The following is a 24,664-nucleotide window of genomic DNA, read 5'->3' on the forward strand; positions in this document are numbered from 1 at the left end:
CGCGCTCCGAGAACAGCAGAGCTGGAACCCGCCGCGTTCGGTGTCACCGCGCACGGCGTAGACCATCTCGCCGCCGACGATCTCCACGCCGGCGGCACGCAGCGCGGTGAGCTGCTCCACCTTGCTCATCTCTATCTCGAGCACGCGGCGGCCGTTGACCGTGCGGCGGCCGTAGGCCTCCAGCCACGACAGCACGGCGCGCGAGTAGTCCTTGGACAGGCCGTGGTCGCGGGTATGGCTGCTCGCTGAGATGCGGGACCAGAAGATCCCCTCGGGAGGCGCCTCGTCGAGATCGAGGACACCGTCCGTCAGCACCCACTCCACGTAGCTCAGGCCCTCGGCCTCCCTATGGGACGCATCGATCCTCGCACGCAAACAGCGGCGGCCGAGTGTGCCGTCCGGCACTTGATCGGCCGCCGCTGTCCCTGGCTCGCCAGGCGTGCGATGCGTTCCGGGGACTACCGGCCGTCGGCCCCGGCCGTCCGGGCGGGCTCAGCCTGTTCGGACGGTCCAGCAGGCCCACCCGGCTCGTTCGGCTCCGCCTCGTCGGCGGCCTGCTCCGGTGCCGCGTCGACCTGCGCGAGCGACCGCCGCGCCCCGGGGACGGCGAGGATCGCGGCCAGCACGCCGACCAGCAGCACGCCGGCCAGGATCAGGAGGGACTCCACGGAGAACCGGTCGGCCAGCGGGCCGAACACGACCATGGACAGCGGCATGGCCACCGACATGACGATCCCGACGAAGCCGAACACCCGGCCCTGCATCTCGGGCTCGACCCGCTCCTGGATGATCGTGAACGCCGGCGTGTTCAGGGTGGCGAAGGTGATGCCGATCAGCAGCCCGAGCGCGAAGAACACCCACATGTTCGTCGACAGGCCCAGGCCGGCGACGAGCACACCCGTGGTGATGACCGAGCCCACCATGAGCCGCACCCGGCGCTTGATCTTGGGCCCGACGGTGGCCATGACGATGCCGCCCAGCAGCATCCCGGCTCCCCAGAAGAGCTCGTTGGCGGTCAGCTTCCACACCTCCTCGCCGAACGTGCGGGTGACCATGAGCGGGGTGAGGAAGCTCGGCGCCCCGACGAGGAACATCACCAGCGCGAACAGCGAGACCAGCCACTTGATGGGGCCGTTGGAGCCGATGTACCGCACGCCTGCCGCGAGGTCGCCGAAGTAGCTGACGGGCTCGGTCGACCGCACGAGCCGCGGCACCGCGACCAGCGCGAGCATCCCCACACCGAGCAGAGCGGTCACCACGTCCACGAAGAACACGGTGACTATGTCGAAGGACGCGTAGATGACGGCGGCCAGGGCCGGGGCGAGCAGCATCATTGCCGACTGGATGGTCTGGAACATCCCGTTGACCCGCATCAGCTGATCCGCGGGTGCGATCTGCGGGATCATCGCGCTCACAGCAGGCGTCTGGATGCCCGCGAAGACGGACCGCACGGCGAGTGCGGCGTAGATGACCCAGAGCGAGTCGACACCGCTGAGCATGAGCAGCGCCAGGCCGAGCGTGGCCAGGGCGATGACGGTGTCCGAGCCCATGATCAGGAACTTGCGGTGGTGCCGGTCGGCCCACACCCCGCCGAAGATCGACACGAACGCCTGCGGCAGCATGCCGAACACGATGCTCAGCATCAGCACCGAGCCGGACCGTGTCTCGATCGTCAGGTGCCACATGACCGCGTACATCACCACCATGGACCCGAACAGGGAGATCGTCTGGCCGGCCAGGAACAGCCCGACGTTGCGCTTCCAGTGGGCTGTGTCGACGTCGCTCATGACTCGATCCTCCCCGACGAGGCGGCGGTACGCAGAGCCTTTTTGGTATCCATGCAACGTTCGACGACGACGCGCCCCGGAACTCATCTGTGGATATCCGCGCGAGCCCACCACCGCCGTCGGGCAGACTATGACCCGGGGGAACTCACTACGAAGACCCCCACCCCAAACTCACTAAGGAGCAACAACGGTGACCCACATCCTCGACGAGCTGCAATGGCGGGGCCTGGTGGCACAGTCCACCGACGAGGCCGCGCTGCGTTCTGCACTGTCGGAGGGCACCGTGAGCTATTACGTGGGCTTTGACCCCACCGCGCCGTCGCTGCACATCGGCAACCTGGTGCAGGTCCTCACCGCCCGGCGACTGCAGGAGGCCGGCCACCGGGCGCACCTCCTGGTCGGTGGCGCGACGGGCCTCATCGGCGACCCCCGCGACTCGGGGGAGCGCACGCTCAACTCGCCCGAGCTCGTCGCGGGCTGGGTGGAGCGCATCCGCGCCCAGATCGAGCCGCACCTGTCGTTCGACGGCGACAACCCCGCGCGCATGGTGAACAACCTGGACTGGACCGCCCCGATGACGGCGATCGAGTTCCTGCGCGACATCGGCAAGCACTTCCGCCTCGGCACCATGCTGTCCAAGGACATCGTGGCGCGGCGGCTCGCCTCCGACGAGGGCATCAGCTTCACCGAGTTCAGCTACCAGGTGCTGCAGGGCATGGACTACCGCGAGCTGTACCGGCTGCACGGTGTCACCCTGCAGCTCGGCGGTAACGACCAGTGGGGCAACCTGCTGGCCGGCGTCGAGCTGATCCGCAAGGCCGAGGGCGTGCAGGCCCACGCCCTCACTACACCGCTGATCACCAAGGCGGACGGCACCAAGTTCGGCAAGTCCGAGGGCGGTTCCATCTGGCTCGACCCGGAGATGACCAGTCCGTACGCCTTCTACCAGTTCTGGCTCAACCAGGCCGACGCCGACGTCGTGAACTACCTCAAGGTGTTCACGTTCCGCTCGCGCGACGAGATCGCGGAGCTCGAACGCGAGGTCGCCGAACGGCCCTTCGCACGTGAAGCCCAGAAGGCGCTCGCGGGCGACGTCACGACCCTCGTCCACGGCGCCGCCGCGACGGAGGCCGTGATCGAGGCCAGCCAGGCGCTCTTCGGCCGGGGCGAGCTTGTCGGCCTGGACGAGAGGACCCTGGCGGGTGCCGTCGGTGAGCTGCCGCGGGTCACGGCCAAGGCCGGGGACCTGATCGTCGACCTGTTCGCCGGCTCGGGGATCGTCGCGTCCAAGGGCGAGGCACGCCGCGCGCTCAAGGAAGGCGGCGCCTACGTGAACAACGTCAAGGTCACGGCCGAGGACCAGGCTCTGACGACCGAGGACCTGCTGCACGGCAGGTTCGCGGTGCTGCGCCGCGGCAAGAAGACGCTGGCGGTCGCGGCGGCGGAGTAGCTCCAGCCGCAAGGTGGTACGAGGGCGGGTCGGGCTCCTGGATGGAGCCCGACCCGCCCTTGCGTCGCCTTCTGAGCCCTTTGTGCGAGATCTTGCCCGAATCCGGGCAAAAAGTTGCTCCTCGCGCCGCACATGAGTCAGTCTCTCCGGCATGACGACGCCAGCCGACCTCGTCGCCCACGTAGCGGCGACCACCGGGCTCACACCCGCCGAGGCGGCGCGCGTCATCGGTGACGTCGTGGCATACCTCGACACTCCGGTGGAGGAGGTCGTGCGACGTCGGCACGCCGAGCTGAAGACCCACGGGGCGAAGAACCCGGAGATCTTCGCGCGTATCGCCGCCGAGCTGGAGCACCGGGTCGTCGCCGCGCCGCGGCTCAGCGAGCGGCAGCTGCGCCGCATGATCTACGGCTGAGCCAGCGCCGGCGTCCGAACGCAGCAACATCTCGAAGAAACTCTCGAAGGAGCGACACCATGTGCGGAATCGTCGGTTACGTCGGCGGCCAGAACGCCGCCCCCTTGCTCGTGGAGGCGCTGGGCCGGCTGGAGCACCGGGGGTACGACTCGGCAGGTGTCGCCGTCGTCGGCTCCCGGATGCGGGTGACCAAGCGGGCCGGACGGGTGCGTGACCTCGCGGAGGTCCTGCCCAAGCGGATGACCGGTCACGTCGGCATCGGCCACACTCGGTGGGCCACGCACGGCCCCGCTACCGACGCGAATGCCCACCCGCACACCGACACGAGCGGCGACGTAGCGGTGGTGCACAACGGCATAGTCGACAACGCCGCAGCGCTGCGCGCGCGCCTCGCCGACCAGGGCGTCCCGCTCGTCAGCGACACCGACACCGAGGTGTTCGCCCATCTCATCGCCCTGTCCGACGCCGACACGCTGGAGGGCAAGGTCGTCGACGCCCTGGACGCCGTGGAGGGCACCTACGGGCTGGCCGTGGTCCACGCCGACTTTCCGGACCGGATGGTCGTCGCCCGCAACGGCAGCCCGCTGCTGGTAGGTGTGGGGGACAAGGAGATGTTCGTCGCCTCCGACCTGGCGGCCCTCGTACGCCACACCACCACCGTCGCGCACCTGGCCGATGGCGAGCTGGCAACCGTCACGGCCTCGGGCTTCACGACGTTCCGCCGCGACCTGACGCGCACCCAGACCACCGCCCGCGAGGTCGACGTCGACCCCAGTGCCTACGAGCACGGCCCGATCAACGGCCGGCCGCGCATGTACACCGAGATGCTCGAACAGCCGGCCAGTGTGGAGCGCGCACTGCGTGGGCGGCTGGACGAACGCTTCGCCACGGCGCACCTGGGCGGGCTCGAGATGGACGCCCGCGAGCTGCGGGCCGTCCGCCGGGTCAAGATCCTCGGCTGCGGGTCCGCGTACTACGTGGGACAGATGGGCGCATCGCTCATCGAGGAGCTCGCCCGCATCCCCGCCGACGCCGAGGCCGCCAGCGAATTCCGCTACCGCGGGCCGGTCATCGAGCCGGACACCCTGTACGTGGCGGTGAGCCAGTCCGGCGAGACCATCGACACGCTCCTGGCGGTGGAGGAGATCCGGCGCAAGGGTGGCCGCGTCATCGGACTGGTCAACGTCGTCGGCTCCGCGATCGCCCGGGCCTGCGAGGGGGGCATCTACCTGCACGCGGGACCCGAGATCGCTGTCGCCTCCACCAAGGCGCTCACCACCATGTTCGTGGGCTTCGCGCTCCTCGCCCTCCAGCTCGGTCGGGTGCGCGACCTCTCCGTGGCCGACGGGCGCCGGCTCGTGGCCGGTCTGCAGGCCCTGCCCGCACAGATCGAGCAGGTGCTCGACGGCGAGGAGCGGATCGCGCAGGCCGCCAAGGCGCTCGCGGCAGCTGAGAGCCTGTTCTTCGTGGGCAGGGTCCGGGGATTCCCGGTAGCGCGTGAGGGCGCGCAGAAGTTCAAGGAGATCAGCTACCGGCACGCCGAGGCCTACCAGATGTCCGAGCTGAAGCACGGGCCGCTGGCCCTCATCTCACCTGAGGTACCCACCGTGGCGATCGTGCCCGACGACGAGCTGACCGACCGCAACGTGGCCGCTCTCCACGAGATCAACGCCCGTGGCGGACCGCTCGTGGTCGTGACGCACGCCGGTGTCGACCTGGGGGAGCTGCGGGTGGAGCGGATCGACGTCCCCCGCAGCGAGCGGGAGCTTGACCCACTGCTCCTCACGGTGCCGCTGCAGCTGCTGGCCTACCACGCGGCTCTCGCGCTAGGACACGACGTCGACAAGCCGCGGAACCTGGCGAAGTCGGTCACCGTGGAGTGATGCCGGAGCTGGCGGGGGCGACCTGGGCAACCTGCGCGCGACCCCGTGTCTGAGCGCCCGCGGGCCGGTTCACAGCCGGATTTTGCGTGTGCGCCAGTGGCTGTGTACTGTTCCCGTTGTTCGCCCGGCAGGGAGATACGGACAGGGAGCGCGAAAGCGTGACTGGCCGGTCCCGGGGCGGAAACCAACTCAGATCTGACAGTGGCCTCGTGCGCTCCAGAACTGGGGAGGGCTTGCCGGACAGGCACCCCGTTGAAGGATCCTGACCAGGGTTCTTGCACCGGGGAGCGTGGTAGGGTAAGTTACAGAGGTTGCCTCCGAGCGAAGATCATGCGGTTCACACCGCGATCGACGGGGAGGCGTCCCTACCTCTGCAGATCGTCGGAGTTCATTCTCCTGACGGTGGCGAAAATGGGAACCAGAATTCACTCGGATTACCGAAGAATTCTCCCGGCCGACTGGCTGGCGAGGATTTGGAAAAGTCCGAATGGCCCTGGTAAGTTTGCGGAGCTGCCCCGGGCAGAGAAGCGATCGAATGGTTGCGACTCTGGCGGTGTGCGTCGGTTGTTTGAGAACTCAACAGTGTGCTTGATAGTCAATGCCAATGTTTTATGCCCTGTGTGGGTGTGGCTTTGCTGACTTTTCGGTTGGTGGAGTGACGCTTGTAGGGGTTTTGTTTGGTTGGACTGAATCTAGCCAGGTTTAGTCTGGTCGGTATCATTGTTCATGCCTCGTCTTTGGGTGGGGTGTGGATGTTTCTCTTTTACGGAGAGTTTGATCCTGGCTCAGGACGAACGCTGGTGGCGTGCTTAACACATGCAAGTCGAACGGTGAAGCTCAGCTTGCTGGGTGGATCAGTGGCGAACGGGTGAGTAACACGTGAGCAACCTGCCCCCTACTTCGGGATAAGCCTTGGAAACGAGGTCTAATACCGGATATGAACACTTGCCGCATGGTGGGTGTTGGAAAGTTTTTCGGTGGGGGATGGGCTCGCGGCCTATCAGCTTGTTGGTGGGGTAATGGCCTACCAAGGCGTCGACGGGTAGCCGGCCTGAGAGGGCGACCGGCCACACTGGGACTGAGACACGGCCCAGACTCCTACGGGAGGCAGCAGTGGGGAATATTGCACAATGGGCGAAAGCCTGATGCAGCGACGCCACGTGAGGGATGACGGCCTTCGGGTTGTAAACCTCTTTCAGCAGGGAAGAAGCGAGAGTGACGGTACCTGCAGAAGAAGCGCCGGCTAACTACGTGCCAGCAGCCGCGGTAATACGTAGGGCGCAAGCGTTGTCCGGAATTATTGGGCGTAAAGAGCTCGTAGGCGGTCTGTCGCGTCTGGTGTGAAATCCCATGGCTCAACTGTGGGCTTGCATCGGGTACGGGCAGACTAGAGTGCTGTAGGGGAGACTGGAATTCCTGGTGTAGCGGTGGAATGCGCAGATATCAGGAGGAACACCGATGGCGAAGGCAGGTCTCTGGGCAGTTACTGACGCTGAGGAGCGAAAGCATGGGGAGCGAACAGGATTAGATACCCTGGTAGTCCATGCCGTAAACGTTGGGCACTAGGTGTGGGGCGGGTTCCACTCGTTCTGTGCCGTAGCTAACGCATTAAGTGCCCCGCCTGGGGAGTACGGCCGCAAGGCTAAAACTCAAAGGAATTGACGGGGGCCCGCACAAGCGGCGGAGCATGCGGATTAATTCGATGCAACGCGAAGAACCTTACCAAGGCTTGACATGTACGAGAACGCGTCAGAGATGACGAACTCTTTGGACACTCGTACACAGGTGGTGCATGGTTGTCGTCAGCTCGTGTCGTGAGATGTTGGGTTAAGTCCCGCAACGAGCGCAACCCTTATCCTATGTTGCCAGCGGGTTATGCCGGGGACTCATGGGAGACTGCCGGGGTCAACTCGGAGGAAGGTGGGGATGACGTCAAATCATCATGCCCCTTATGTCTTGGGCTTCACGCATGCTACAATGGCCGGTACAGAGGGCTGCGATACCGTGAGGTGGAGCGAATCCCAAAAAGCCGGTCTCAGTTCGGATCGGGGTCTGCAACTCGACCCCGTGAAGTCGGAGTCGCTAGTAATCGCAGATCAGCAACGCTGCGGTGAATACGTTCCCGGGCCTTGTACACACCGCCCGTCAAGTCACGAAAGTTGGTAACACCCGAAGCTCACGGCCCAACCCGCAAGGGAGGGAGTGGTCGAAGGTGGGACTGGCGATTGGGACTAAGTCGTAACAAGGTAGCCGTACCGGAAGGTGCGGCTGGATCACCTCCTTTCTAAGGAGCTCATCTCCATCAGGCCCCCGGACACCGGGGGACGCCAACCGCTGCCAGGTCTTCGGACTGACAGGTCTTCGGATCTGGGTGGCATGGTGCTGGTGGCAGAGGCCAGGCCCAGGCCGTACGCGTCTGGGGTGGTTGCTCATGGGTGGAACATTGACGAAGAGTCCCTGTCCGGGGTGCTCGACGCTAGTACGCCCCTTGTGGGTTGGAACGCGCAGGGTCGCCGGGTAGGGCTTGCCAAGCACACTGTTGGGTCCTGAGACAACCGGCCCGCTTCCCTGACTGTCCCTCGTGGATGGTGTGGGGGGTGTGTGGGTGTTTCTGGATTGAGGTACGGGTCACTGGGTCGTACGCAGATCAGCCGGCTTGCCGGTGTTGGTGTGTGCGGGTTGCTTGGTGGGTTCGTCCGTTGCTTGAGAACTGCATAGTGGACGCGAGCATCTTTGATTTTTTCCAAGACTGCGACCGTGATGTGTGACCATGGATCTCCCAGGTTTCCTGGGTGGGTTTGTGGTTGTTGTCATGGTTTGTTTCTTGGTTTCTGTGATTGTTGGTTTGTTGAAGTTTTTTAGGGCACATTGGTGGATGCCTTGGCACTAGGAGCCGAAGAAGGACGTTGTAGCCTGCGATAATCCTCGGGGAGTTGGCAGACGAGCTGTGATCCGAGGGTCTCCGAATGGGGGAACCCAGCCGAAGTCATGTTCGGTTACCCGCGCCTGAATGTATAGGGTGTGTGGAGGGAACGTCGGGAAGTGAAACATCTCAGTACCGACAGGAAGAGATATTCCGTGAGTAGTGGCGAGCGAAAGCGGATGAGGCCAAACCGTATGCGTGTCAAGCTGTCAGGCGTTGCGTGTGCGGGGTTGTGGGACCTTCTGGGAGAATCTGACAGTTCTTCAGCCAGTAAGAAAGTCGTGTCATAGTCGAACCGGGTTGAATACCGGACCGTAGTGGGTGGGAGTCCCGTAGACGAAATGGTGCGGCCTGGTGGAGGGGATCCCAAGTAGCACGGGGCCCGTGAAATCTCGTGTGAATCTGGCAAGACCACTTGCTAAGCCTAAATACTACCTAGTGACCGATAGCGGACAAGTACCGTGAGGGAAAGGTGAAAAGTACCCCGGGAGGGGAGTGAAATAGTACCTGAAACCGTGTGCCTACAATCCGTCGGAGCCTTCTTAGCAGGGGTGACGGCGTGCCTTTTGAAGAATGAGCCTGCGAGTTAGTGCTCGGTGGCGAGGTTAACCCGTGTGGGGTATCCGTAGCGAAAGCGAGTCCGAATAGGGCGTCCATAGTCGCCGGGTCTAGACCCGAAGCGAAGTGATCTAGCCATGGGCAGGTTGAAGCGCCGGTAAGACGGCGTGGAGGACCGAACCCACCAGGGTTGAAAACCTGGGGGATGACCTGTGGTTAGGGGTGAAAGGCCAATCAAACTTCGTGATAGCTGGTTCTCCCCGAAATGCATTTAGGTGCAGCGTCGCGTGTTTCTTGCCGGAGGTAGAGCTACTGGATGGCTAATGGGCCTCACCAGGTTACTGACGTCAGCCAAACTCCGAATGCCGGTAAGTGCAAGCGCGGCAGTGAGACTGCGGGGGATAAGCTCCGTGGTCGAGAGGGAAACAGCCCAGATCACCGGCTAAGGCCCCTAAGCGTGTGCTCAGTGGGAAAGGATGTGGAGTTGCACAGACAACCAGGAGGTTGGCTTAGAAGCAGCCACCCTTGAAAGAGTGCGTAATAGCTCACTGGTCAAGTGATTCCGCGCCGACAATGTAGCGGGGCTCAAGCACACCGCCGAAGCCGTGGCACTCATACGTTAGCCCAGCATGCATCCTTGTGGTGTGTGTTCAGGTGTGTGGGTGGGTAGGGGAGCGTCGTGTGGGCAGTGAAGTCGCAGGGTGACCTAGCGGTGGAGCCTACACGAGTGAGAATGCAGGCATGAGTAGCGAATGACGGGTGTGAATCCCGTCCGCCGAATGACCAAGGGTTCCAGGGCCAGGTTCATCCGCCCTGGGTAAGTCGGGACCTAAGGCGAGGCCGACAGGCGTAGTCGATGGACAAGGAGTTGATATTCTCCTACCGGCGAAGTACCGCCCATACCGAGCCCGGTGATACTAACCACCCCAACCTCACACCGTCACCTTCGGGTGACATCGTGAGTAAGGCGTGGGACCTGATCCGGTAGTAGGTAAGCGTGTTAACAGGGGTGACGCAGGAAGGTAGCCAGGCGTGGCGATGGTTGTCCATGTCCAAGGTCGTAGCCCGTTCCATAGGTAAATCCGTGGAACACATAGGGTGAGAGCTGATAGAGACCACTTTGGTGGGAATCTGGTGATCCTATGCTGCCTAGAAAAGCCTCGACGCGAGGGACTAGCCGCCCGTACCCTAAACCGACTCAGGTGGTCAGGTAGAGAATACTAAGGCGATCGAGTGAATCGTGGTTAAGGAACTCGGCAAAATGCCCCCGTAACTTCGGGAGAAGGGGGGCCTGAACTGTTAACCCACTTGCTGGGGGACGCGGGGAGGGCCGCAGAGACCAGGGAGAAGCGACTGTTTACTAAAAACACAGGTCCGTGCGAAGTCGCAAGACGATGTATACGGACTGACGCCTGCCCGGTGCTGGAAGGTTAAGAGGACGAGTCAGCCCTTGGGCGAAGCTCAGAATTTAAGCCCCAGTAAACGGCGGTGGTAACTATAACCATCCTAAGGTAGCGAAATTCCTTGTCGGGTAAGTTCCGACCTGCACGAATGGCGTAACGACTTCTCCGCTGTCTCAACCGCGAACTCGGCGAAATTGCACTACGAGTAAAGATGCTCGTTACGCGCAGCAGGACGGAAAGACCCCGGGACCTTTACTATAGCTTGGTATTGGTGTTCGGTGCGGTTTGTGTAGGATAGGTGGGAGACTGTGAAGTCCGGGCGCCAGCTCGGGTGGAGTCATTGTTGAAATACCACTCTGATCGCTTCGGATGTCTAACCTCGGACCATGATCTGGTTCAGGGACAGTGCCTGGTGGGTAGTTTAACTGGGGCGGTTGCCTCCTAAAATGTAACGGAGGCGCTCAAAGGTTCCCTCAGCCTGGTTGGTAATCAGGTATCGAGTGCAAGTGCACAAGGGAGCTTGACTGTGAGACCGACAGGTCGAGCAGGGACGAAAGTCGGAACTAGTGATCCGGCGGTGGCTTGTGGAAGCGCCGTCGCTCAACGGATAAAAGGTACCCCGGGGATAACAGGCTGATCTTGCCCAAGAGTCCATATCGACGGCATGGTTTGGCACCTCGATGTCGGCTCGTCGCATCCTGGGGCTGGAGTAGGTCCCAAGGGTTGGGCTGTTCGCCCATTAAAGCGGTACGCGAGCTGGGTTTAGAACGTCGTGAGACAGTTCGGTCCCTATCCGCTGCGCGCGCAGGAAACTTGAGAAGGGCTGTCCCTAGTACGAGAGGACCGGGACGGACGAACCTCTGGTGTGCCAGTTGTTCCGCCAGGAGCATGGCTGGTTGGCTACGTTCGGAAGGGATAACCGCTGAAAGCATCTAAGCGGGAAGCCTGCTTCGAGATGAGGTTTCCATACACCCTTGTGGTGTGAGAGGCACCCAGCAGACCACTGGGTTGATAGGCCGGATGTGGAAGCAGGGACTAAAGACCTGTGGAGCTGACCGGTACTAACTGCCAACAACTTCAACACCACCCAACACGGGTAATAATCATCAAATGTTTTGCGACGCGTCCACTATGCGGTTCCCGAGTCACGGGCACCACCCCCACCCCGCCACAACCCCCTTCTCGAAGGGGCGCCTGGTGAGGGCAAAAAGGGGTTGCCTTGTTCTCGATAGCGTTACGGTGGTCTTAGCGTAGGGGAAACGCCCGGTCCCATTCCGAACCCGGAAGCTTAGCCCTACAGCGCCGATGGTACTGCCTTGGAGACGGGGTGGGAGAGTAGGACGCCGCCGGACAACCATTCCCGTAAGGGGGTGGGAGGCTCTTCTCTTGCGATCGTGTGATCGCTCGAGAAGAGACTCCCACCCCCTTACGGCATTTCTACCCTGAGTCGGTCCCCTCGCCGGCCGCTTCGGGTGCCCCGTGCTTCCGCCTTGTGGAATGCTGCTTCCGTCGGTCGGTAGGTCCGGCGTTCCGACGGGGAGGGTGACGTGGCAGAGCCTGGCGTGCAATCGGTCGAGCGTGCGCTCGACCTGCTCGAGATTCTGGCCGACGTCGGCGGTGATGCCGGCCTGAGTGAGCTCTCGGAACAGTCCGGGCTGCCGCTGCCGACCATTCACCGGCTGATGCGCACTCTTGTCGCCCGCGGCTACGCGAGGCGCCTTCCCTCGCGACGTTACGCGTTGGGTGCGCGGATGATCCGCCTGGGTGAGGCGGCCGGCCGCCACCTCGGGGCCGGCGCCGCCGGCACCTGACACGGCTCGCGCGCGAGCTGGGCGAGACGGCGAACCTTGCCATGCTCGACGGAGAGATGGCGGTGTACGTGGCGCAGGCGTCGTCGTCGCACTCCATGCGGATGTTTACCGAGGTGGGGCGGCGCGTGCACCTGCACAGCACGGGTGTGGGCAAGGCGCTCCTGGGAGAGCTTCCCGACGCGGCGGTGCGTGACATCGTGACGCGCGCGGGCCTCGCGCCCGCAACCGATAGGACCCTCACCGACGTCGACGCCCTGCTGGCAGCCCTGAGCGAGATTCGCGAGCGCGGCTATGCCGTGGACGACGGCGAGCAGGAGATCGGGGTGCGGTGCTTCGCCGTCGCAGTGCCGGGGGCTCCCGTGCCGACCGCCTTGTCCGTCTCGGGTCCGGCCGCGCGGGTCTCGTTCGAGTTCGGTGACCGAGCCGTGCCGGTGCTCCACGAGGTGGCCCGCGCGGTCGCGGCGGAGCTGTCCGGGACCTGAGGGCCGCGTTGACCCGGCGACGTCGGGCACATAGTGTTTCCACTAGGAAGTATTTGGTTTCCGTATCGTGGAATATGAGCGAACGGGATCTAGACCAGCTCAACCGAGGGAAGACACGTGGACACTCCAGACGGCCTCACTATCAACGGTGACATCGCGGCGCGCGCGGAGGAGGTGCTCACCCCGCAGGCGCTAGAGCTGATCGTCGCTCTCCACCGGGCTCTGGACGACCGCCGGCTCGAGCTCCTCGACGCGCGACGGCGCAGGGTCGCGGACCTCGCGGTGGGCGGCACGCTCGACTTCCTGCCCGAGACCAAGCACATCCGCGACGACCCGACCTGGCGTGTCGCCCCGCCGGCGCCCGGCATCGTGGACCGGCGCTGCGAGATCACCGGCCCCACGGACCGGAAGATGACGATCAACGCCCTGAACTCGGGCGCGAAGGCGTGGCTCGCGGACCACGAGGACGCGAACACCCCGCAGTGGAGCGCCGTCGTCGGCGGGCAGATCAACCTGCTCGACGCGATCAACCGCACCATCGACTTCACGGGTGAGAACGGTAAGCAGTACGCCCTGAAGCCGGACGAGGAGCTGGCGACGATCATCGTGCGCCCCCGCGGCTGGCACCTGCCGGAGAAGCACATCCTGGTGGACGGCCGCGCGGTGTCGGGCAGCCTGGTGGACTTTGCGCTCTACCTGGCCACCGCCGGTCTGCGGCAGATCGAGAAGGGGCAGGGGCCTTACTTCTACCTGCCCAAGATGGAGTCGCACCTCGAGGCGCGGCTCTGGAACGACGCGTTCGTGCTGGCCCAGGACCTGCTCGGGATCCCGCAGGGCACCATCCGCGCCACCGTCCTGATCGAGACCTACCCCGCGGCGTTCGAGATGGAGGAGATCCTCTACGAGCTGCGGGACCACAGCTCAGGCCTGAACGCCGGCCGCTGGGACTTCATGTTCTCGGTGATCAAGTCGTTCCGGACGCGCGGCACCGAGTTCATGCTGCCCGACCGCAACGCCGTCACCATGACCGTGCCATTCATGCGCGCCTACACCGAGCTGCTGGTCAAGACCTGCCACACCCGCGGCGCGCACGCGATCGGCGGCATGGCCGCGTTCATCCCGAGCCGGGACGAGGCGGTCAACGAGGCGGCGTTCACCAAGGTGCGGGACGACAAGACCCGCGAGGCGAACGACGGGTTCGACGGGTCCTGGGTGGCGCACCCCGGGATGGTCGAGCTCTGCAAGGAGGTCTTCACGTCGGTGCTGGGTGACAAGCCGAACCAGATCGACCGTACCCGTTCGGAGGTGCAGGTCACCGCGGCGCAGCTGCTCGACGTCGCCGCCACGCCCGGGGACGTGACCGAGGCCGGGCTGCGGAACAACATCTCGGTGGGCATCCAGTACCTCAAGGCGTGGCTGGGCGGGCTCGGCGCCGTCGCGATCTTCAACCTCATGGAGGACGCCGCGACCGCTGAGATCTCCCGGTCCCAGGTGTGGCAGTGGCTGCACAACGACGTGACGCTCGCCGACACCGGCCGCCAGGTCACGCGCGAGCTGATCGACCAGATCGTCGAGGAGGAGATCGCCAAGCTGCCCGGCGAAGCGGCAGACTACGCGGAGGCGAAGCAGACGTTCCTCGAGGTGGCGGTGGCCGACGAATACGCGGACTTCCTGACGCTGCCCGCGTACGAACGTATGCCCTGACCTGTGTCGTTGAGTGCTGGATGTTCGCCCCAGGGACGTCCCCGGAGGGCGAACATCCAGCACTCAAGGTGAGACTGGACGCAACGAGGAGGTTGCCTCATGGCCGCTAGCGTCCGGACGCCGCTGAACAGCGTGATCAGTGAGCTTGTCGACCTGCTCGGGGGTGAGCAGGTGATCACGGACTGGCAGCGGCGTCGTACCTATGAGTGCGACGGGCTTTCGGTCTATCGGGTGGTTCCGGGCGTGGTGGTCCTGGCCCGCGGGCCGGACGACGTCGCGGCGGTCGTGCGAGCCTGTGCGCGGCACACCGTGCCGTTCGTCGCGCGCGGGTCGGGCACCGGGCTGTCGGGCGGGGCGCTGCCGCATGCCGAGGGGGTGCTCGTGGTCATGTCGCAGATGCGGGCGATCCGGGAGGTGGACGTCGCGGACCAGCGCGCCGTCGTCGACCCAGGGGTGATCAACCTGCAGCTCACCGCCGCTACCAGCCCGGACGGGTACTACTTCGCGCCCGACCCGTCGAGCCAGTCGGTGTGCTCGATCGGCGGGAACGTCGCCGAGAACTCGGGCGGCGCGCACTGCCTCAAGTACGGGTTCACCACCAACCACGTCACTGGTCTCGACCTGGTGACACCGAGCGGTGAACAGGTCGAGATCGGCGGCAAGGCGCCGGACGCGCCCGGGTACGACCTGCTCGGCGCGCTGGTCGGCAGCGAGGGCACGCTCGGCATCGTCACCGCGGCCACGGTGCGCCTCACGCGCCTTCCGCAGGAGGTCCGGACGCTTCTGGCCGCCTTTCATTCCATGGACGACGCCGGGGCGGCCACCTCCGCGATCATCACCGCCGGGGTGATCCCCGCCGCCATCGAGATGATGGACGCCCTGGCGATCGAGGCCGCGGAGGCGGCCGTGCACTGCAACTACCCGGCCGGTGCCGGCGCGGTGCTCGTGGTCGAGCTGGACGGTCCGTCGCCCGACGTCGCGGGGGAGTTCGACGACGTGGTGCGGCTGTGCGAGGCCGCAGGAGCGTTCGAGGTGCGGGTGGCGGCCGACGACGAAGAGCGCGCCCTGATCTGGAAGGGCCGCAAGTCCGCGTTCGCGGCGGTGGGCCGGATCAGCCCGGACTACATAGTGCAGGACGGCGTGATCCCGCGGACGGCGCTGCCGCTGGTGCTGCGGCAGATCGCCGAGCTCGGTGAGAGCGCGGGCTTGCGGGTCGCGAACGTGTTCCACGCCGGCGACGGCAACCTGCACCCGCTGGTGTTGTTCGACGGCGCGGTCGAGGGCGCCGTCGAACGCGCCGAGGCCGTGGCGGGCGGGATCCTCGACCTGTGCCTGGAGCACGGCGGCTCCATCACGGGCGAGCACGGGGTCGGCGCCGACAAGGCCAACCACATGCCGCGCATGTTCACCGCCGACGACCTCGACACCATGCAGGCCGTGCGCTGCGCGTTCGACCCGGACGGCATCGCCAACCCGGGCAAGGTGTTCCCCACGCCCCGCCTGTGCGGGGAACAGCCCGGCAGACACAAGGGCGCGCACCCACTGGCGGAGTCCGGTGTGGCGGAGATCTTCTGATGGCGGACCTGCAGCGGCTCGCGGACGCACTCAAGGAGGACGACGGCGAGGTCTGGGAGGCCGGCCCTCGGGACGTCGTGGACGGGGTGCGCGCGACGGCGGTCGCGCGGCCGGCGTCGGTGGACGGGGTGGGCGCCGTGCTGCGCGAGGCAACCGCCCAGGGACTGGTGACCGTGGCGCGCGGGGCCGGGACGGCCCTCGACTGGGGTGCGCCGCCCGAGCGGGTCGACCTCATCCTGGACACCACCGGCCTGGACCGGCTCGTGGAGCACAGCGCGGGCGACCTCGTGGTCGTGGCTGAGGCCGGGCTGCCGGTCGCCGCCCTGTCGGGGACCGTGCGGGCCGCCGCGCAGGAGCTGGTGGTGGACCTGCCGCCGGAGCGGCTGGCGGGCGGCTCCACCGTGGGCGGCGCGCTGTCTACGGGCGCGTCCGGTCCGCGGCGCCTGCAGCGCGGCGGGATCCGGGACCTGGTGCTCGGCGCCACGGTGGTGCTCGCGGACGGCACCATCGCCTCGTCGGGCGGCAAGGTGGTCAAGAACGTAGCCGGCTACGACCTGGCCAAGCTGCTGACCGGCGCTTACGGCACTCTCGGGATCGTGGTGCGGGCCGCGTTCCGGCTGCACCCGGCCCGGCCGGACCGGGCGTTCGTCGTCGCGACGGGTCCGCTGGCCGACGTCGCCGCGCGGGCCCGCGACGTGGTCGCCTCGCAGCTGGCGCCCGCAGCGGTCGAGATCGACCGGCCCTCCGGGAGTGATGACGCCGAGGTGGCCGTGCTGCTGGAGGGCACGGGGAGCGCCGTCGGGCAGCGGGCTGCCGCGGCGGCCGAGGTGCTGGGCGGGCGGGTCCAGGCCGAGGCGCCCGAGTGGTGGGGGGCGCTGCCGGGGGACCCTGCTGGCTCCGGGGGTTCGGGCGGTTCGTCCGGAGCGGGCGACGCCGTCGGACCGGTAGGGACCCTTGCCAAGGCGACCGCCACGCTTACCGGGGTGGCCGACCTGCTGGTTGCCGCGCGCGACGCCGAGCAGCGGTACGGCGTCGGCGTGGCGTTGCGAGGTACCGCCGCCGGAGTGCTGCACCTAGTGGTGACGGGTACACCCGAGGCGACCGCGTCCGCCGTCGGGCATCTGCGGGGAGCCGCGCCCAGCCCGCGGGACGGGACCGTGACCGTGCTGCGCGCGTCGCGCGACGTGCGTGCCGTGCTGGACGCATGGGGGTCGGTGGGCGGGCTCGACCTGATGCGCGCGGTCAAGCGACAGCTCGATCCCGGGCGTAATCTCGCGCCCGGCCGATTTGTGGGAGGCATCTGATGACCGAGGCGAAGCCGGACGTGCTCGGTGCGTTCGACGAGCATCATCCGCCCGCCCGCGAGCTGATCGACGACTGCGTGCACTGCGGGTTCTGCCTGCCGGCCTGCCCCACGTACTCGCTGTGGGGCGAGGAGATGGACTCGCCGCGCGGGCGGATCTACCTGATGAAGGAGGGGCTCGAGGGCGAGCCCATGTCGCCGGCGCTGGTCCAGCACGTCGACGCGTGCCTCGGGTGCATGGCGTGCGTGACGGCATGCCCGTCGGGCGTGCAGTACGACAAGCTGGTCGAGGCGACCCGGCAGCAGGTCGAGCGGCGCGGCGCCGAGCACCGCACGCGCGGGCAGCGGCTGCTGCGGTCGGCGATCTTCGCGCTGTTCCCGCGGCCCGAGCGGCTGCGGCGCGTGCTGCCGATGCTCGCGCTGTACCAGCGCAGCGGGCTGTCCCGGCTGGTCCGGCCCGTGCTGGCCCGGCTCTCGCCGACCCTGGCGACGATGGAGGCCATCGCGCCGCCCGTGGGTCCGCGCATCCCGGTGCCGGCGCTCGTGCCGGCCGTCGGTGCAAAGCGGATGACGGTTGGGCTGCTGCTGGGCTGCGTGCAGCGGGAGTTCTACCCGGGGGTCAACGCGGCGACGGCGCGGGTGCTGGCTGCGGAGGGCTGTGACGTCGTCGTACCGCCCGATCAGGGGTGCTGCGGTGCGCTGTCCGTGCATGCGGGGCGCGAGGCCGAGGGGCTCGACTACGCGCGGGCGCTCATCGACACGTTCGCCGACGCCGGTGTGGAGCTGATCGTGGCCAACTCGGCCGGGTGCGGGTCCACGATGAAGGACTACGCGGACCTGCTGGCCGACGACCCTGACTACGCGGAGCGGGCGGCTGCCTTTGCAGCGAAGACCCGCGACATCTCGGAGGTGCTGGCGGAGCTCGAGCCAGTGGCGCCGCGGCATCCGCTGCCGATGACGGTCGCCTACCACGACGCCTGCCACCTGCGGCACGCGCAGGGTGTGAAGGCGCAGCCGCGCGCTGTGCTCGCGACCATCCCGGGGCTGGTGGTCAAGGAGATCGCCGACGGCGACATGTGCTGCGGGTCGGCCGGCATCTACAACCTGACCAACCCGGAGCCCGCGCGGGAGCTGGGGGACCGGAAGGCCGTGAACGTGGCGGCTACCGGGGCTTCGCTGCTCGTGACGTCCAACCCGGGGTGCCTGCTGCAAATTACGGATGCGTTGCGGAGGCAGGGGCGCGAGATGCCGACGGCGCATATGGTGCTCGTTCTGGATGCGTCGTTGCGTGGTGCTGGGCCGGGGGAGCTGCTGGGCTAGTTGCTGGGCTCGGCCTGACGAACTGGAGCCACCATGGACAGCCTCGGCGTCCTCGCCCTGCTCGCACTCCTCCCGATCCTCGTCGTAGGAACCCTGCTGCTCGGGTTTCGCTGGCCCGCCCGGACGGCGATGCCCGTCGGCCTGGCGGTGGTCGTGGTCGTCGCCCTGTTCGCGTGGAAGATGTCGCTGGTTGCCATCGGCGCGTCCGTCGTGCAGGGCCTGCTGATCGCTGTCGGCCTGCTCTGGATCATCTTCGGCGCGCTGCTCATGCTGGAGACCCTGACCAAGAGCGGCGCACTGCAGACGATCCGCGCAGGCTTCACCACCATCAGCCCCGACCGGCGGGTGCAGGTGATCATCATCGCCTGGCTGTTCGGTTCGTTCATCGAGGGTGCGGCCGGGTTCGGCACACCGGCCGCCGTCGTCGCGCCACTGCTGTTGGCGCTCGGCTTTCCCGCCGCTGCCGCCGTCATGGCGGGCCTCATCATCCAGTCCACCCCGGTGAGCTTTGGCGCGGTCGGCACGCCGATGCTGACCGGGCTGGGGACGGGGCTGGCGGACACCTCGGGCGCGCTGGCTCCCGAGGTCCAGGCGCGGGCCGACGTGCTGGGGCTGGACCACCTGGGCTTCATCGCCCACACCGCGACACAGGTAGCGACCATCCACGCGATCGTCGGCATCCTGGTGCCGCTCATCCTGGTCACCCTCATGTGCGGGTTCTACGGCGAGAAGCGGTCCTTCCGGGCGGGCCTGGCGGTGGCGCCGTTCGCGATCTACGCCGCGCTCGCGATGATCGTGCCGTACGTGACCGTGGCCTACGTGCTGGGCCCGGAGTTCCCGTCGATGCTCGGCGGGTTCCTCGGGCTGGTGCTTGTGATGTTCACGTCCTCGAAGGGCTTCCTCATGCCCAAGGACGTCTGGGACTTCCCGCCCCGCGAGCGCTGGAGCGACCGCTGGATGGGCACGGTCGACCCGACGAAGGAAGCCGCGACGCTGACCCGCAGCATGTCGATGGTGCGGGCCTGGTCGCCGTACGTGATCGTGGCGGCGCTGCTGCTCATCACCCGGACCATCCCGGCGGTCAAGGAGTTCCTCACGGGCCCCGCGGTGATCGAGGTGTCGAACATCTTCGGCACCGGGATCAGCCAGAACATGGACCTCCTGTACTCGCCGGGCGCGATCTTCCTGCTCGCGTGCCTCGTCACCTACGTGCTGCACGGCATGAAGCGCGAACAGATCAGGGAGTCGTGGAAGGTGGCCGGCGGGCAGCTCGGCGGGGCGGCGTTCGCACTGCTGTGCGCGGTGCCGCTGGTGCGCATCTTCATCAACTCCGGACCCGACTTCAACGCCGCGGGGCTCGACTCGATGCCGATCACACTCGCTCAGGAAGCCGCCGACCTGGCCGGGCAGGGCTGGCCGATCGTGTCGCCGTTCATCGGTGCGCTCGGTGCGTTCGTGGCCGGCTCGAACACGGTGTCCAACATGATGTTCGCGCTGTTCCAGTTCAACACCGGGCTCGGCATCGGGGCGGCGTCGCCGGAGACGGTGGCCGCGCTGCAGGCCGTCGGTGGCGCCGCGGGCAACATGGTGGCCGTGCACAACGTGGTCGCCGCCGCAGCGACCGTGGGCCTGCTCGGGCGTGAGGGTGACCTGATCCGCAAGACGATCCTGCCGATGACCTACTACTGCCTCGCGGCCGGCGGGATCGGCTACCTGTGGATCTTCGGGTTCGGGCTCAACGCGGGGTTGATCCTGCTGCTGGCCCTGGTGGTGACGCTCGTCGTCTCGGGTGTGTGGATGCTGCGCAAGACCGATGCCTACAACCCGGAGGTGGCGCCGGTGCGGGTGTGATGGGACTAAGGGTGCCGGCGCGGCACATCGGGCGGCCCTGGCCGCGCACGTCACAGCCCTTCGACCCCAGGGGATGGCTGCCCGCATGGGAGAATGTTCGGGCATCTGTCATCGAAGGGAACACCGTGAACGAAACGCCCCGTGACCAGGGGAACGACCGCGGCGGCGAACGCCGCGGCGAACGCAAGGGCGGCAATCGCAGCGAGGGCCATGGGCCGCGCCGCGACGACCGCGGCGGGGAGCGCGGTGGTGACCGGGGACGCCGGACGGACGGCGCCCGTGGCAGTGAAAGCCCTCGGCGCGACGACGACCGCCCGCGCCGGACATACGAGGACCGCGGAGCTGCTGGTCCGCGTCGTGATGACCGTGGAACCGCTGGTCCGCGTCGTGATGACCGGGGTGCCGGAGACCGTTCGCCCCGTCGCGACGACGACCGGCCCCGCAGCACGTATGGGGACCGCGACAACCGGGGTGGCCGCGACGACCGCGGCGCGCGCCCCGACCGCCCGTACCGCGGGAACGACGGCGGTCGGCCGAGCCGACCGTACGAGTCCCGGGACAGCCGGGGCGGCGAGCGCCCCGCGCGTCGGGACGACGACCGTCCCGCGCGTCGCGATGACGCTCCCCGTCGTTCGTTCGGTGATCGGGACGACCGTCCCCGTCGCAGCTTCGAGGAACGCGGTGGGAACAGCCCGGCGCGCCGGGATGACGACCGTCCGCGTCGTTCGTTCGGTGATCGGGACGAGCGCCCGCGCCGCAGCTTTGAGGACCGTGGCGGGAACGCTCCGGCACGCCGGGACGATGGTCCCGCGCGCCGTTCGTTCGAGGACCGTGGTGCCGAGCGTCCGCGTCGTTCGTTCGGCGACCGGGATGACCGCGGTGCCCAGGACAGCCGCGGTCGGGACGACCGTCCGCGTCGTTCCTTCGAGGACCGCGGTGCTGACCGTCCGCGCAACGACGACCGGGGCAGCGGCCGTCCGGTGCGCCGGGACGATGACCGTCCCGCCCGCCGCGACGACGGTCCCCGTCGTTCCTTCGGTGACCGGGACGACCGTCCGCGTCGCTCCTTTGAGGACCGCGGTGGGAACAGCCCGGCACGCAGCGGCGACGACCGCCCGCGCCGTTCGTTCGGTGATCGCGACGACCGTGGTGCTCGGGACAGCCGTGGCGGCAACGACCGTGGTGCTCGGCCGTTCCGCGGGAACGACACCGACCGGCCGCGCCGTGACGACCGGGGTGCCGGTGCTGGTGGTCCGCGCGGGGACAGCCGCGGCAGTGGCGGTCCTCGTCGGGACGACCGTGGTGCTGGTCCACGCGGAGACAGCCGCGGAACCGGCGGACCTCGCCGTGATGACCGGGGTACCGGCGGTCCCCGTCGGGACGACCGTGGCCCCAGCGGTCCGCGTCGTTCGTTCGGTGACCGCGACGACCGGCCGCGTCCGGACAAGCGGGAAGAGCGCGAGGAGCGCGCTCCCCGGGCTCCGGATCCGGAGATCGCCGAGGACGTCTCGTTCAGCCAGCTCGACCGCGACGTGCGTTCGCGCCTGCGCGGGCTGACCAAGGACCACGCCGAGTTCGTCGGGATGCACCTGGTGATGGCCGGCCGGATGCTCGACGTCGACCCGGAGCGCGCTTACGAGCACGCCATGGCGGCGGTACGCGGCGCGGGCCGGATCGACATCGTGCACGAGGCGGCAGGCCTGGCCGCGTACCACACCAACCGCTTCGCGGAGGCGCTGCGCGAGCTGCGCACGGTGCGCCGGCTGAACGGTTCGTCGGAGCACCTGCCGATCATGGCCGACGCCGAACGCGGCCTCGGCCGCCCGGAGCGTGCTCTGGCGCTCGCCGCGTCTGACGAGGCCGCGTCGCTCGACGCGACCGGACGCGTCGAGCTCGCGATCGTCGCGAGCGGCGCCCGTTCCGACCTGGGCGAGCACGACGCCGCCCTGGCAGTGCTCGACAAGATCGCAGCCGAGGACGCCAAGGGTGATCTCGGGCTGCGGGTCGTGCAGGCGCGCGCCGTGGCACTCGAGGTCGCGGGCCGGGACGACGAGGCGGCAGCCTTGCTGGCGTCCGTCGACAGCAAGGCCCTCGAGCGGGCCATCGGCGCGAACGCTCCGGACGAGGACATCACCGTCTTCGACGTCGAGGACGACGCGGCGCTCGCCGAAGAGGAGTACGTCGCCGACCACCCCGAGGAGTTCGCGAAGGACGAGCCTGCTGAGGACGGGGACGAGGACGACGAGTCGGAGGGTTCGGACAGCGAGCCGGAGGACTCGGACGACGAGGACTCGGGTGAGGTCTCGGACGACGACTCCGACGATGAAGGTGACGACGAGGACGGCGAGGACGGCGACTCGCCCGATTCCCCGGACTCCGCCGACTCGGCTGACTCCGCAGATTCGGCTGATTCGGCTGATTCGGCCGACTCCGCTGACTCGCCCGACGAGCTGGACGATGACGAGTCCGACGAGTCTGACGACGACTCCGACGAGCCGGACGACACCGACGAGTCCGTCTCCGACGAGCCGAAGGTCGACGAGTCAGACGACGGCGTGCCCAACGACGGCGTGCCCAACGACCAGGACGAGCCCGAGGCGGACGCCGTCGACGAGCCGAGCGACCCCGATTCGGACGTAGAGCCTCCGGACTCGGAGCCTGCGGACGAGCCGACCGAGGCGCCTGCCGAGGTCAGCGAGCACGGCCCGGATGTCGACGAGGCGGCCGCCGTACCCGAGGTGAGCACCACCGAGGGTGAGCCGGAAGCCGAGGGCGACCGGTCCGACGTCGGGCAGGAGAAGGCGTGATCGCGAGCGCCGGGCTGCTGGCGAGCGACGTCCCGCTCGCCGCGGCCTACGATCTCGCGCTCGTCGACCTGGACGGGGTGGCGTACAAGGGGCACCTGCCGATCGACCACGCGTCGGCGAGCCTGGCGGCGGCGCGGTCGGGCGGGATGCGCCTGCTGTTCGTGACCAACAATGCGTCGCGCGAGCCGGAGGAGGTCGCGAGCCAGCTCACAGGCCTGGACATCCCGACGGACCCGGACGAGGTGATGACCGCCGCGCAGGCGTGTGCCGCGCTCCTCACCACACGGTTGGACCCGGGTGCGAAGGTGCTCGTCGTGGGTGGCAAGGGCCTGGTGACGGCGGTGCGTTCGGCGGGCTTCACCGTGGTGGAGTCGGCGGACGACAAGCCGGACGCCGTCGCGCAGGGCTACACGCCGGAGCTGGGCTGGACGCAGCTCGCCGAGGCCGCGTACGCCGTGGAGGGTGGCGCGTGGCATGTGGCGAGCAACCTGGACCTGTCGCTGCCGACGGCGCGCGGGTTCGCGCCGGGGAACGGCGCGCTGGTGGGTGCCGTGGTGTCGGCGACGGGGATCACGCCGGACAGTGCCGGCAAGCCGTCGCCCACGATGTACCGGCTGGCGATCGAGCGGGTCGGGGCGAGCCGGCCGCTGGTGATCGGGGACCGGCTGGACACGGATCTGGGCGGTGCCCGCGAGGGCGGCTACCCGGGTCTGCACGTGCTGACCGGCGTCTCGACGGCGCGCGACGCCGTGCTTGCCGTTGCGGGACAGCGCCCGACGTTCGTGGGTGCGGACCTGCGTGCGCTGCTCGAACCGCATCCGGTGCCGGTCCTGGCCGACGGCTGGCACGTGTGCAACGGCGCTGCGGCGCAGGTGGCCGACGGCGGGCTACGGCTCGACGGTTCCGGGATCGACCTGGTTCGCGCGGCGTGCGCCGCGTCCTGGGCCGCCGTTGACGCGGGGGAGACCCTGGATCCGACGTCGGTCCCGGCCCTGTCCGCCTGAGGTGCGGGCCCCTGGCCGCGGCGGGCTGGGTCGGGGGCAGTGTGACCGTAGGTAGGTACTTTCCGGGCCGCCCCGACAGAACCCTGCCGGTTTCTCCAGGGTTCTGTCGGAGGCGGCAGGTACCGTGTTTTCAGCAGGCCGACGGCCCGCAGCGGCGGGCGGTAGGTGGCCGACGAGCACGGACGAGCACAGTGGAGCGTTGACGCACGATGGACGAGTTCTACGAGATCGAGGAACCCGCGAGTGGCCCGGCTGACCCCGAGTCGGGTGTCCGGCATGCGCTCGACGCGCTCGACGGGCTCGACGACCTGCCCCCGGCCGAGCACGTCGCGCGGTTCGAGGCCGTCCATGACGCTCTGCGGGTGCACCTGAGCGGTGACGCCTGACG

13 protein-coding genes, 3 rRNA genes and 1 pseudogene are annotated in these 24,664 nt (G+C 67.5%); 15 read left to right on the top strand and 2 right to left on the bottom strand.

Going from position 1 to position 24,664, the window contains the following annotated elements:
- Positions 1-458: 458 nt before the first annotated feature.
- Entirely contained in the window at positions 459-1,787 is a 1,329-nt protein-coding gene (locus AB1046_RS02005; protein ID WP_369372116.1) for an MFS transporter, read from the bottom strand.
- Positions 1,788-1,977: 190 nt separating this feature from the next.
- On the opposite strand from AB1046_RS02005, the gene tyrS reads away from it, so the two are divergent.
- The 12 genes and pseudogenes from tyrS (at position 1,978) to AB1046_RS02065 (ending at position 20,465) form a co-directional block, all read left to right on the top strand.
- The gene (gene tyrS / locus AB1046_RS02010; protein ID WP_369372117.1) at positions 1,978-3,237 is read left to right on the top strand and encodes a tyrosine--tRNA ligase; all 1,260 of its coding nucleotides are present in this window, start codon (positions 1,978-1,980) and stop codon (positions 3,235-3,237) included.
- Between the two features lie 151 nt (positions 3,238-3,388).
- Entirely contained in the window at positions 3,389-3,652 is a 264-nt protein-coding gene (locus tag AB1046_RS02015) for a hypothetical protein (protein WP_369372118.1), read from the top strand.
- Positions 3,653-3,711: 59 nt separating this feature from the next.
- The gene (gene glmS / locus AB1046_RS02020; RefSeq protein ID WP_369372119.1) at positions 3,712-5,535 is read left to right on the top strand and encodes a glutamine--fructose-6-phosphate transaminase (isomerizing); all 1,824 of its coding nucleotides are present in this window, start codon (positions 3,712-3,714) and stop codon (positions 5,533-5,535) included.
- A gap of 762 nt (positions 5,536-6,297) precedes the next feature.
- Positions 6,298-7,819, top strand: a 16S ribosomal RNA gene (locus AB1046_RS02025).
- Positions 7,820-8,382: 563 nt separating this feature from the next.
- A 23S ribosomal RNA gene (locus AB1046_RS02030) occupies positions 8,383-11,503 on the top strand.
- Positions 11,504-11,654: 151 nt separating this feature from the next.
- Positions 11,655-11,771: ribosomal RNA gene (gene rrf, locus AB1046_RS02035) — 5S ribosomal RNA — on the top strand.
- The 16S, 23S and 5S rRNA genes sit together here, the layout of an rRNA operon.
- 210 nt (positions 11,772-11,981) lie before the next feature.
- Positions 11,982-12,712 (top strand): annotated as a pseudogene (locus AB1046_RS02040) (IclR family transcriptional regulator).
- Between the two features lie 117 nt (positions 12,713-12,829).
- Positions 12,830-14,416, top strand: coding sequence for a malate synthase A (gene aceB, locus AB1046_RS02045; protein ID WP_369372120.1), 1,587 nt, complete (start codon positions 12,830-12,832; stop codon positions 14,414-14,416).
- A gap of 99 nt (positions 14,417-14,515) precedes the next feature.
- Complete coding sequence (locus AB1046_RS02050) at positions 14,516-15,991, top strand: FAD-linked oxidase C-terminal domain-containing protein (RefSeq protein ID WP_369372121.1); 1,476 nt, start codon at positions 14,516-14,518, stop codon at positions 15,989-15,991.
- A complete protein-coding gene (locus AB1046_RS02055; RefSeq protein WP_369372122.1) occupies positions 15,991-17,295 on the top strand; it encodes an FAD-binding oxidoreductase in 1,305 nt (434 codons plus the stop codon). Before AB1046_RS02050 ends, AB1046_RS02055 begins: the two co-directional genes overlap by 1 nt.
- Entirely contained in the window at positions 17,295-18,614 is a 1,320-nt protein-coding gene (gene glcF, locus AB1046_RS02060; protein ID WP_369372123.1) for a glycolate oxidase subunit GlcF, read from the top strand. The genes AB1046_RS02055 and glcF overlap by 1 nt, the downstream gene beginning before the upstream one ends.
- Before the next feature lie 33 nt (positions 18,615-18,647).
- On the top strand, positions 18,648-20,465 hold the full coding sequence (locus AB1046_RS02065; protein ID WP_369372124.1) for an L-lactate permease: 1,818 nt from the start codon (positions 18,648-18,650) through the stop codon (positions 20,463-20,465).
- 50 nt (positions 20,466-20,515) lie between these two features.
- Here the strand turns inward: AB1046_RS02065 and AB1046_RS02070 are convergent, their stop codons facing one another.
- The gene (locus AB1046_RS02070) at positions 20,516-22,033 is read right to left on the bottom strand and encodes a hypothetical protein (protein WP_369372125.1); all 1,518 of its coding nucleotides are present in this window, start codon (positions 22,031-22,033) and stop codon (positions 20,516-20,518) included.
- On the opposite strand from AB1046_RS02070, the gene AB1046_RS02075 reads away from it, so the two are divergent.
- The 3 genes from AB1046_RS02075 to AB1046_RS02085 all read left to right on the top strand — a co-directional run bounded on the left by AB1046_RS02075 (position 21,998) and on the right by AB1046_RS02085 (position 24,662).
- Positions 21,998-23,272 carry a hypothetical protein gene (locus tag AB1046_RS02075; RefSeq protein ID WP_369372126.1) on the top strand — a complete coding sequence of 425 codons (1,275 nt, stop codon included), beginning with the start codon at positions 21,998-22,000 and terminating at the stop codon, positions 23,270-23,272. The genes AB1046_RS02070 and AB1046_RS02075 overlap by 36 nt on opposite strands.
- On the top strand, positions 23,272-24,276 hold the full coding sequence (locus AB1046_RS02080) for an HAD-IIA family hydrolase (protein ID WP_369375550.1): 1,005 nt from the start codon (positions 23,272-23,274) through the stop codon (positions 24,274-24,276). The genes AB1046_RS02075 and AB1046_RS02080 overlap by 1 nt, the downstream gene beginning before the upstream one ends.
- Before the next feature lie 209 nt (positions 24,277-24,485).
- A complete protein-coding gene (locus AB1046_RS02085; RefSeq protein WP_369372127.1) occupies positions 24,486-24,662 on the top strand; it encodes a hypothetical protein in 177 nt (58 codons plus the stop codon).
- Positions 24,663-24,664: the final 2 nt, after the last annotated feature.

Origin of the sequence: Promicromonospora sp. Populi, from assembly GCF_041081105.1 — a bacterium.
Lineage (GTDB): Bacteria > Actinomycetota > Actinomycetes > Actinomycetales > Cellulomonadaceae > Promicromonospora.